Origin of the sequence: Mucilaginibacter sp. (genome assembly GCF_964263795.1) — a bacterium.
GTDB lineage: Bacteria > Bacteroidota > Bacteroidia > Sphingobacteriales > Sphingobacteriaceae > Mucilaginibacter.
In genome coordinates, this window is the sequence record NZ_CAXVWK010000081.1 from 52223 (window position 1) to 63801 (window position 11579).

At 41.8% G+C, this 11579-nt stretch carries 9 protein-coding genes and 1 tRNA gene; 8 read left to right on the forward strand and 2 right to left on the reverse strand.

Features of this window, described 5'->3' with window-relative positions:
• Nucleotides 1-32: 32 nt before the first annotated feature.
• The gene (locus tag ACE5CV_RS13710) at nucleotides 33-1190 is read left to right on the forward strand and encodes a DUF4249 domain-containing protein (protein WP_374950751.1); all 1158 of its coding nucleotides are present in this window, start codon (nucleotides 33-35) and stop codon (nucleotides 1188-1190) included.
• Between the two features lie 19 nt (nucleotides 1191-1209).
• Nucleotides 1210-3585 carry a hypothetical protein gene (locus tag ACE5CV_RS13715; protein ID WP_374950752.1) on the forward strand — a complete coding sequence of 792 codons (2376 nt, stop codon included), beginning with the start codon at nucleotides 1210-1212 and terminating at the stop codon, nucleotides 3583-3585.
• Nucleotides 3586-4126: 541 nt separating this feature from the next.
• On the opposite strand, the gene ACE5CV_RS13720 is transcribed toward ACE5CV_RS13715, so the two are convergent.
• Nucleotides 4127-4216: transfer RNA gene (locus ACE5CV_RS13720), tRNA-Ser, on the reverse strand.
• An 83-nt stretch (nucleotides 4217-4299) separates the two neighbouring features.
• Nucleotides 4300-6366: an HD family phosphohydrolase gene (locus tag ACE5CV_RS13725; RefSeq protein ID WP_374950753.1), complete on the reverse strand. Its 2067-nt coding sequence runs from the start codon at nucleotides 6364-6366 to the stop codon at nucleotides 4300-4302.
• Between the two features lie 112 nt (nucleotides 6367-6478).
• Between ACE5CV_RS13725 and ACE5CV_RS13730 the strand changes: the two genes are divergently transcribed.
• The 6 genes from ACE5CV_RS13730 to ACE5CV_RS13755 form a co-directional block, all read left to right on the forward strand.
• Nucleotides 6479-7336 carry an SPFH domain-containing protein gene (locus ACE5CV_RS13730; protein ID WP_374950754.1) on the forward strand — a complete coding sequence of 286 codons (858 nt, stop codon included), beginning with the start codon at nucleotides 6479-6481 and terminating at the stop codon, nucleotides 7334-7336.
• Between the two features lies 1 nt (nucleotide 7337).
• Nucleotides 7338-7865 carry a hypothetical protein gene (locus ACE5CV_RS13735; protein ID WP_374950755.1) on the forward strand — a complete coding sequence of 176 codons (528 nt, stop codon included), beginning with the start codon at nucleotides 7338-7340 and terminating at the stop codon, nucleotides 7863-7865.
• A gap of 6 nt (nucleotides 7866-7871) precedes the next feature.
• A complete protein-coding gene (locus ACE5CV_RS13740) occupies nucleotides 7872-8039 on the forward strand; it encodes an Arc family DNA binding domain-containing protein (protein WP_374950756.1) in 168 nt (55 codons plus the stop codon).
• 78 nt (nucleotides 8040-8117) lie between these two features.
• Nucleotides 8118-9296 carry an acetyl-CoA C-acyltransferase gene (locus tag ACE5CV_RS13745; RefSeq protein ID WP_374950757.1) on the forward strand — a complete coding sequence of 393 codons (1179 nt, stop codon included), beginning with the start codon at nucleotides 8118-8120 and terminating at the stop codon, nucleotides 9294-9296.
• 44 nt (nucleotides 9297-9340) lie between these two features.
• The gene (locus tag ACE5CV_RS13750; RefSeq protein WP_374950758.1) at nucleotides 9341-10270 is read left to right on the forward strand and encodes a hypothetical protein; all 930 of its coding nucleotides are present in this window, start codon (nucleotides 9341-9343) and stop codon (nucleotides 10268-10270) included.
• Nucleotides 10271-10371: 101 nt separating this feature from the next.
• A partial coding sequence (locus tag ACE5CV_RS13755) for an MFS transporter (protein WP_374950759.1) occupies nucleotides 10372-11579 on the forward strand: 1208 nt, incomplete at its 3' end.

The following is an 11579-nucleotide window of genomic DNA, read 5'->3' on the forward strand; positions in this document are numbered from 1 at the left end:
GAGGAAGAAATTATTTAAAAACCACTGATCGAATGAACTATAGGATCATCTTTTTGTGTTGTATCGCAATAATTATTACCACTTATAGCTGCCGTAAACCTTATGTTCCGCCCGTTATAGTGGCGCCTAATAGTTTTTTAGTGGTAGAAGGTTTTATCAACAATAACGACACTACATTTATTAAACTAAGCCATACCATAAAACTAACCGATACAACTAAACTTGCCGCCGAGCAAAGCGCCTCTGTTATTGTAGAAGGCAGTAATTTCACAAAGGCACTAAGCGAAATAAAACCGGGTACATATGCTATCCCCGCACTCAACCTGGATGCTTCTAAAAAATATCATTTAAGAATACGAACTAGTGCAGGTATTGAATACGTATCTGACGATGCCGAAGTTAAAATTACCCCCCCTATAGACAGCATTAGCTATGATGTCCAGGCAGACGGCCTGCAATTAAGCGCTAATGCGCATGATGCCGGCAATAAAACTATTTACTACCGATGGGAATATGAAGAAACCTGGCGGTTTCACGCCAGGTATATCTCTAACTATAAAGTTGTTGGCGCTAATGTGATCCGGCGGTCTGATGCCGAAGATGTATTTAATTGCTTTGGAAGTACTAAATCCAGCACTATTGTATTAGGCACAACCATAAAACTGGCGCAGGATGTAATCTCAAAAGCGCCTATAACCAAAATCGACCCGACATCAGAAAAGATCGGGATCCGTTATAGCATGCTATTAAAACAATATGCTTTAAGTAAGGATGAATATCAATTTTACGACAATTTAAAAAAAAACACGGAACAATTAGGGAGCGTGTTTGATGCTTTGCCATCGCAATCTATCGGTAACATCCATTGTGTTACTAACCCCGGCCTGCCGATTATAGGGTATGTAGGCATCAGCACGATGCAAACAAAAAGGATTTACATTGATAAAAGTACTTTGCCGGAAGAATGGCATGTTAAATACCCCTACGATTGTGAAGAAATTCCCTCTTTAATTTTATCATCAACCGGCATTAACGAGGTAAGCGCTTATATCACATCGGGATTTGCGCAACCAACTTATGCTATAACAAGCGCCTTGGGAACTATTATAGGCTATGGGCGCTCATCCTTTGAATGTGCCGATTGCACGTTGAGAGGAGTAAATAAAAAACCGGCTTTCTGGACCGATTAATTGAGAAATGGTAATGATTGTGAAAAGATATAGGAGATATATACCAAAAGCTGCTAAAAGCATTTTGCTGTTAGGGCTTGCCGTTATAAGTGTCACTAGTGCTAAGGCGCAGGTATTACAACAGGCTCAAAACAATTTTAATCAGTATCAGCAAAATACACTGCAAGAAAAAATATTTGCGCATACCGACAGGGCTGCGTACATAGCCGGCGACATTATTTGGTTTAAATTATACTGTGTAGATGCCGGCAATCATAGGTTACTTGATATTAGCAAAGTGGCCTATGTTGAAATTTTAGATGACGCACAAGTAGCATCAATGCTGGCTAAGATCTCGCTTAAAAACGGCGTTGGCAATGGTTCGTTTGTGATTCCGTCCACCATCGCTAATGGTAATTATAAGTTGAGGGCATATACCAGCTGGATGAAAAATTTTGGCCCCGAAACTTTTTTTGAAAAGCAAATTACGATCATAAACACACTGCGCTTTCCCAATACTGCTAAGGCTGACATAGGTTTGGATGCGCAGTTTTTTCCTGAAGGGGGTAATATGGTCAATGGCATCACAAGCAATGTAGGTTTTAAAGCGGTTGACCCGGCCGGAAAAGGAGTTGATTTTAAAGGTGTTATTGTTGATCAGCGTAATGATACAGTAGTCAGGTTTCAGCCGCTTAAATTTGGCATGGGGCAATTTGCTTTTACACCTAAGGCCGGCAATCACTACAAAGCGATCATCCGCACCGCAGGGACCAAGACGTTTGTAAAGGACCTGCCGGCCGCAAATAGCTCCGGATATACGATGCAATTAACTGATGCCGGCGAAAACCTAACGGTTAAAGTTCGGGGAACACTAAATAGCACGGTTTACCTTTTCGCGCATACTGCCCAGTTAACTAAATTAGCGCAAAGTGCGGATATGGCTGATGGGTTGGCCACCTTTAACATTAGCAAAGCAAAGCTTGACGATGGCGTTTCTCACCTGACAATTTTTAATAACGCCAGGCAGCCGGTTTGCGAACGTCTCTACTTTAAACGGCCAAAACAGTCGTTGTTCATAACAGCCAACCCGGACTTGCAGCAATACACTACCCGTAAACATGTAAGTGTACAGGTAACCAGTAAAGATAACGCAGGCAAGTGGTTACCGTCGAGTATGTCAATGGCTGTTTATAAATTAGATTCGTTGCAGAACGGTGATCAGGATGATATAGCAAGTTATTTATGGCTAAGCTCCGACTTAAAGGGGACTATAGAATCGCCGGTATATTATTTAAAAAATACATCGGCAGAAGCCGACGCTGCAACTAATAACTTAATGCTTACCCAGGGCTGGCGCAGGTTTCAATGGAACAGCATCCTGCAAAGCAAGCCGGCATTCAACTACTTGCCCGAATATAATGGACACATCGTAACCGCCAAAGTTGTCGATACGGCCAGCAAACAGCCCGTTAAGGGTGTTATTGCATACATGGCGATGCCTGGCAAACGTGTTCAGATGTACGCAGCCCTGAGCGATACTACAGGCAGGTTTTTATTTAACACCAAAGACTTTTATGGGCCTAACGAAATTGTTGTGCAAACCAATACCGGGCAGGATACTGTACATCGGCTGGAAGTTCTAAGTCCCTTTGCTGAGCAGTATACAAAAACCGCGCTCCCTGGTTTAACTATTTCTAATGCATTGCGGCGATCGTTAGAAGAAGGTAGTTTGAGTGCGCAGGTGCAAAACACCTATGCAGGGAACAGGCTAAAAACTTTTTACGACCCCGGATTGGATAGCAGTGGTTTTTTCGGTACAGCTTTTAAAGTTTACAAGTTGGATGATTACACCCGGTTTTTGACTATGGAGGAGGTTTTAAAAGAGTATGTCCGTGAGGTGGCTGTCTCCAAAACGCGCGGCAGGTTTCATATCACTATCCATGATGAAGCTTATAACTTAAGCGGTGACCCTTTAGTTTTGCTTGACGGCATCCCGGTATTTAATATCGATAAGGCGTTAGCTTTAGATCCTCTAAAGATCCGTAAGTTGGACGTGATAAGGCAGCGCTACTATTACGGCCCATCGGTTTACGAAGGTATATTGAGCTTTACTACTTACAAAGGGGATCTCGGGGGTACCGAAATGGACCCGCACGCTGTGGTGATAGATTACGAAGGCATGCAATTGCAACGGGAGTTTTACTCGCCTCTATATGATAATGATGCGCAGCTCAAAAGCCGCTTGCCCGACTTTAGGAATTTGCTTTATTGGTCGCCCGCCATTGATACAGGTTTAAACGCCAGCAATGTATCATTTTACACATCAGATCAAACCGGAAAATACATAGGTGTATTGCAAGGCATCGGTGCAAACGGCCAGGCTGGAGTGCAAGTATTTAAGTTTGATGTGAAGTAACGCTAACGGCTAAAAAAATCTTCATACAAAGTTATTTTGACATTCTCTCAGACAATGATAGGTAAGGAATATTCCTTCCTGATATAATTTAAATAAGTAATAATAAGGCCTGGGAGCATATTCGCGGCCATGCTTTATATCCTTTTACTACTATACCGCCCACTTTTAAAGCCTTCCAACTCATTTTGCTGGCTCTAAAAAAGTGAGATCTTCGCCTCATAAATTACATCAACCCTTTTCGGAGTTTCGGTGCTTTTTTAAGAAGAACAACAATCCTAACCTTTTCTTTGACATAGACACGCATTTGTAAGGTAAATAAATAGCGAAATGCAGTCTATGAAATACAAGATGTTTAGTTATTGAACATATTGTATGTCAATTTATTACAACGTTTTCATTGAGACTTTTTTTCAGAAAAAAAGTCTCAATGAATATTTCCAAAGAATTATGCGTATTCATATATGTTTTGAGTATTCTTTTAAAAAAGAAAACCCTGTAAACTATTCGTTTACAGGGTTTTGAAGCATTTTGACACTCAGGCTGGCGGTGAGGGAGGGATTCGAACCCTCGGTACAGTTTCCCGTACGTCAGTTTAGCAAACTGATCCTTTCGGCCTCTCAGGCACCTCACCGTTTTTATTGCTAATACTTCCCTTTTTTCAGGGATTGCAAATATAGTAATTAGCTTAAGCTGTCAAAAAAATAAATCAGATTTTTAATAATCGATCCGTACGTGGTAAATGCTCATTAGCATCCGTTTAAAAATCTCCTTTATAGTTTCAATATCCTTTAAGGTTATGTTACTGTCCTTCAATTGGTTTTGATCTAATTTGTATTTAACTATCCTGTCAACCAGTATCCCGATAGACTCTTCGTCTGGCTCCTTGAGTGACCTTGAGGCGGCCTCTACAGAATCGGCAAGCATCAAAACTCCGGCTTCTTTAGAGAAAGGAATAGGTCCCGGATAGCGAAAAATATTCTCGTTTATGAACTTTTCGGGAAAATTCTTTAAAAAAGACTGGTAAAAATAGTCTACACGCGTATTGCCATGGTGGGTACGGATAAAGTCAATAACGATCTCTGGCAGATTGGCTTTACGTGCCATTTCGATGCCCTTGCTTACATGGCGGATAATGATTTGCGCACTTTCTTCATAAGGTAATTTATCATGCGGGTTAAAGCCCGATATTTGATTTTCAATGAAAAATAAAGGGTTCTCCATCTTACCTATATCATGGTATAAAGCCCCTGCCCTTACAAGCAATGCGTTACCGCCAATAGCAAATATCGCGTTCTCGGCAAGGTTAGCTACTTGCAGGGAATGTTGAAACGTACCCGGTGCGCTAAACGCCATTTCGCGTAATAACTGTGCATTGGTGTTAGTAAGTTCTATCAGCGTAATGTCTGATGTAATGGCAAAAACCTTTTCAAAAGCATAGATAAGTGGATATGCCAACAGCGTAAGCATAACACTTACTGCAAAAGGGATAAAATCCATCCAGTCGATGGTAGTTATAGACCCTTCACGAATGAGCGAAATGCCCAGGAACGCCACAAAGTAAGTAAATGTGATAATGAGCGCCGATATGAGGAATTGCTCGCGGCGTATCAGATTTTTGATGCTGTAGATAGACACCATACCCGCGGTGATCTCAAAAAAGGCAAATTCGAAACTATTGGGGACAAAAAAACCGGCTATTAATACCACCAGCAGGTGAATATTCAAAGCCAGACGGGTATCAAACAATATTCTGATAATAATAGGTACTATACAATAAGGTATATAATACAAATTAGGCAGCTGCATTTTCAAAGCCAGCGAAAGCGTGGCTAACATAGCGGTGATAACCAGCAATATTAAACTTACTAACCTGTTGTCATCAAAAATATCCCGTCTAAATAAGTAAAGGAAAACCATTAGCAGGGTTATGGCAATACCTACTAGTAAAAACTGGCCAAACAGTACTAACTTGTGGTCGCCATTGATCCGTGCATTATCTTCAAATGCTTTTTTATAAGATGCCAGCTTCTGATAAACCTCATCATTAATAACCGACCCCTTGCCAATAATGATATCCCCCTTTTGTACCATGCCCTGGGTAATGGAAAGGTTTTCTGTAACCTCTTGCTCCATGCGCTCAGTCAGTTTTGCGTCGTAAACAAGATTGGTTTGCAGGCGGTCTTGCACCAGGTTTAGCAGGAATGCCTTATCAAGTCCGGGCACCTTGCCGATAGCGTTGTCGCAATAAGAAATGGCTTTTTCTCGTGTAAAAATATCAGATGTGTTTTTTTCCGTCGCTACATTGTTATCCAGTATGGTTACCGGATAGTTGTTGCCTTTTTGCTGATATTTCGCATTCGGCTTTAGGACGCCAATGTTGTAAACATACTTGAGCAGATCAAGCCCTGTTTGCAGGTACTTTGGCTTATAACGGTCACTGATACCTGCGGTGTGCCATTTAACCTCAAGGTCGTTCTTAAAACCGTCCATCAGTTGCGTAGCGACATCATTATTATGCTGATAAACAGGGGTAACAGTAGCAAGGGCTGCTTTTTGATCGGCCTCTATTTCCTGATTGGTTTTAAGGATAGCAAAGTTATACGGCGATATCAGGTCTTTTTGGTTCCAGATCCGCCCTTTCTCATATTCATAACCAAATTTAGCTTGCTTCGGCAAAGCATAAACAATTACAGTTATACTTACCAGCATCATAAAATACTTTACATTAAGTGCGTATTTACGCAGTAATGCCTTTTGTCTTGATGTTGATAGTTTAGCCATTGATCTATATATCCTCGTAAAAATAATATAAGTTTCGGTTATCTGTGTTTTTTCTTGTTTTTATCAAAGTAAAATTGATATCTTTATGATATCATTTTAAATCAACCAAATCATGAACACCGAAAAAGTTATCACAGCGCCATCCGGCTATCTGGCATTTGTTTTAGTATTGGTACTTAGCGCAATTGCGGCCTTTTGTTTTTGGGCGGAGCAGTATGTGGCCGGCGCATTTCTTTGTATAATTAATTTTGTTTTAATACTGCCCGGACTAGTGATTGTAAATCCAAACGAGTCTAAAGTACTCACCTTGTTTGGCAGATATACCGGCACTGTTAAAAAGGACGGCTTTTTTTGGGTAAACCCATTTACTGTTAAAAGAAAAGTATCGTTAAGGGCGTTCAATTTAAACGGGCAGCAATTGAAAGTGAACGATAGCGTGGGCAACCCCATTGAAATCGCAGCAGTAATTGTATGGCAGGTAAAAGATACGGCTAAGGCGGTTTTCTCGGTTGAGAATTACTTACAATACGTCAATATTCAGAGTGAAGCGGCGGTTAGGCATTTGGCAAACTCCTTCCCTTATGATCATATCGAAGACGAAACTGCAGGTATTACACTGCGTGGTGGTGCCTTAGAAGTAAGCCATATGCTGGAGAATGAGCTTAATGAGCGTTTAGACCGCGCAGGGATAGAAGTGTTGGAAGCACGGATATCTCACCTGGCCTACGCACCTGAAATTGCTCAGGCAATGTTACAGCGCCAGCAGGCATCGGCCATAATAGCGGCACGGAGGCTGATTGTTGAGGGTGCCGTGGGTATGGTTGAGATGGCATTAAACAAGATGCGGGAAAAAAACATTATTGAGTTGGACGAGGAACGCAAAGCCGCAATGGTAAGTAATCTGTTGGTTGTGCTTTGTGGTGAGCGCGCTGTATCACCTGTTGTAAATACAGGTACCTTATATCATTAAGATGATGAGCGATTTTCGAACCTTTGACCAGGCCCGAACCACAGAACTTTATGTTGAAAGGCACAAGTGGTTTTTTCATTACTACGAATTAACTGACGGCCAGTTTATTTATGGCAGGCTAAGCATAAAAAAAGGTTATAAGCGGTATGCCGTTGTGGAAACCGCCGAAGGTATTATCACACTAAAATCAAAAGGGTGGTTAAAGCGTAACTTGTTAATTAAAAAAGGTGAAGATGAAACCATTGGCGCGTTGATGCCACAAACGTGGAAAAGGGATGTGATATTAGAGATGGATAACGGCTTCAAGGCAACCTATCACCATGCAAAGATCTTTTCCAGGTCATTCAGCCTTATCCATGAAATTTACGGCGACTTATTGAGCATTACGCGCCTTTGGTGGAGCTTTAGCCGGCCATTTAAGGTATCATTTAAATCCACTATAAAAATTGATAGCATGCCGTCCGTTCCGTATTTGGCCTTAACCGGATTGTATTTAACGTTATTGCGCCAGCAACAGGCAGCAGCTTAAAACACAATGGCAGAAAAAAAAGCATTTGTATTACGCATAAGCCCCGAGGTGCTTAAAGAAATTGAAGCCTGGGGTGCCGATGAGTTCAGAAGCACCAACGGGCAGATAGAATATCTACTGCAGCAAGCCCTTAGCGAAAGGAAAAAATCTGCCCGAAAGAAAAAGTCAATTTAATATGCATGCATAATAAATTCCTGTTGCTGCGTTAAGCTTTAAACAAAAAAGCTAAATTTGCATACCAATTTAATATTCATGAAAGAAGTATATATTGTTTCAGCAACCCGTACCCCTATCGGCAGTTTTGGAGGCAGTCTTGCCTTACTAAGTGCAACCCAACTGGGTGCTGTTGTCATCAAATCGGCGATTGCGAAAGCGGGTTTGCAGCCTTCCGATATACAAGAAGTGCTTATGGGTAATGTATTATCGGCCAACCTGGGGCAGGCACCGGCTACACAGGCGGTTATTTTTGCAGGGCTAACGTACTTGCCTGCTACCACTATTAACAAAGTATGTGCATCCGGAATGAAAGCCATAATGCTGGCCGCACAAAGCATTGCCAACGGCGATAACGACATTATAGTTGCCGGCGGTATGGAAAGCATGAGTAACGTTCCTTATTATCTGGACAAGGCCCGCAACGGCTATCGTTTAGGTAACGGGCAAATTATTGACGGATTGGTTAAGGATGGCCTTTGGGATGTTTATAACGATTACCATATGGGATCAGCAGCTGAGCTTTGCGCTGTGGATTGCAACGTTACCCGCGAAGAGCAGGACGCTTTTGCTATACAATCTTACCAACGGGCGCAAAAATCACAAACTGAAGGTAAGTTTAAAAACGAAATAACCCCTGTAGAGTTAAAAGACAAGAAGGGTGAAGTAACGTTATTTACCGATGATGAAGAACCTGCTACGGTAAAGTTTGATAAGATACCAACACTTAAACCCGTATTTCAAAAAGATGGCACCGTTACCGCTGCCAACGCATCAACACTAAATGATGGTGCAGCGGCTTTAGTGCTGATGAGCAAAGAGAAGGCTGAAGCTATGGGCATTAAACCGTTAGCCAGGATACTTTCATTTGCCGATGCGCAGCAGGCACCGGAATATTTTACTACTTCACCATCCAAAGCTATCCCGCTTGCATTGCAAAAAGCGAACCTGGAGGCTGACCAGATAGACTTTTATGAAATTAACGAAGCTTTTTCTGTTGTTTCATTAGCGAATAACAAGCTGATGAACCTGGACAGTAACAAGGTAAATGTTAATGGTGGTGCTGTGGCTATTGGTCATCCCCTGGGTGCATCCGGCGCGCGGATCATTGTAACACTTATAAACGTGTTGCAACAAAATAACGGTAAATTAGGTGCCGCCGGTATTTGTAACGGCGGTGGCGGCGCGAGTGCAATGGTTATTGAAAACCTAAGCTAATAAATGCTGCAATAAGTATTATAATTTACCGTATATAACCATTCATGAAAGGTTTCTTTTTAGCTGTAACACTATTACTTACTTGTGGTATTTGCTTCGCCCAGCACTCTGATGATGGCGGCGGTATAAAGCGGCTTAACAATTACCGTGATAGCCTTATTCTTTTAGGTAAAAAATTCGTTAATGATAGTGTGGACATGGAACGTAAAAGCGCCAACTACGCGTTTATTAAAACTTTGGTGAGCGCTTTAAGAGTGCCACATTCATTCAACTACTCATTTGATTCTGTTAAAAGTATAAGTGTGTTAAACGCGCCGGATAACCGCTTCCGTATTTTTAGCTGGCATATTATGAATGAGGATGGCAGCTATCGCTTTTACGGCACAATACAAATGAACGCTCCCGACAAATTGTTGATGTACCCCTTAGAGGATTACTCTCCCTTTTTAAAAAGCGCTGAAGACTCCGTTACGGACAATCATAAATGGTTTGGAGCACAATATTACAAGATCATCCGGTCTACCAATGCCGATAAACCATATTACGTACTGCTCGGCTGGAAGGGCAACACGGTTAGATCTACCAAAAAAGTAATTGAGGCACTTTCGTTTGATCGCGAAGGTAGACCTGTTTTGGGTATGCCGGTTTTTGAAGGAAACAGTAAAGGCCGCAAAAGGGTAGTATTCGAATACACCCGCCAGGCATCTATGTTGTTGCGGTACGTACCGGATGAAGACCTCATCGTATTTGATCATCTTTCGCCTCCTGATAAAAAGATGAAGGATCAGCCAGAAACCTTTGGGCCGGATCTTAGCTATGATGGTTACAAATTAAAAAACGGCAAATGGACATTTGTAGATAACCTGGATATGCGCAACATTCCTGAAAATCGGGATGCAGATTATGTTGATCCTAAGAAACAGGCACTTATTGATAAAGGCCAGGTTCCTGTCCAGCGAAGAATAAAACAGTAAGGCTTTAAAGCAAAACCAAACATCATCTCACAACTCGTAAATTCGGTATTAAATTTCGGTTTAACTTAATTATAGTATTTTAGCAGCATTAGATTTATAGTATGGCAGAAAACCTACAAGCAACCGCTCCGGCAAAAAAATCGAGATTCCCAAGCAGTGTTCCATTTATCATTGGCAACGAAGCAGCAGAGCGTTTTAGCTTTTACGGGATGCGTTCTGTACTGACGCTGTTTTTAGTTAAACAATTTTTTAATCCTACCGACAATCCGGCGCTAACCGACCAAGCTAATGCCCACGCTAACAAGCTGCACCATTTGTTTGTGATGGTAGCCTACGCTTTGCCCTTTGTGGGTGGTATGATAGCCGACTGGTTTACAGGTAAATACAAGCTTATTTTATATGTATCTATCATTTATTGCATCGGCCATTTAATGCTGGCGACCTTTGACGGAGGCCTTAGTGGTTTTGAGATTGGGCTACTCGTAGTTGCCGTTGGCGCTGGTGGTATTAAATCATGCGTATCAGCCAACGTTGGTGATCAGTTTGATGCCACTAACCAGGATTTACTTTCTAAAGTTTACGGCTGGTTTTATTTCAGTATCAACGCAGGTTCTATGATCTCTACCGTGGCTATTCCATGGACATATGAACATTTTGGGCCGAAATGGGCTTTTGGCATCCCCGGACTACTGATGGCACTGGCTACCATTATATTTTTCTCCGGCCGCAAAAAATATGTTAAAGTTCCGCCGCAAGGGGTTAACCGTAATAACCTGGTGTTTATCACCTGGTATGCACTGACGCATTTAAGTGAACGCAAACCAGGGCAAGATATGCTTGATATTGCCAAAGGCCCTTATGATCCTGAACGTGTTGAAGGTGTGAAAGCTGTTTACAGGGTAATGACAGTTTTCTTTTTCGCATTGGCATTTTGGGCTGTTTGGGATCAGTGCTTGTCTGAATGGACGCTGTATGCTGAGAAAATGGATCGGGTCATTAACCTTGGTTTTACTAAATTCACAATATACCCGGGTCAACTAGCAACTTTTAACACCGTATTCTTACTGTTATTTATACCATTTTTCAACTATGTAGTATACCCGTGGTTTGATAAATTAGGGTTGAAAACAACGCCATTACGCAGGCTTGGTGTAGGTCTTGTTTTGACAGCGGTATCATTTATCGTTATTGGTGTAATACACACCAGCCTTGATCATGGTGGTTCGCCATCTATATGGTGGCAGGTGCTGGCCTTTATGATATTATCAGCGGCAGAAGTATTGGTATCTATTACCGGTTTAGAGTACGC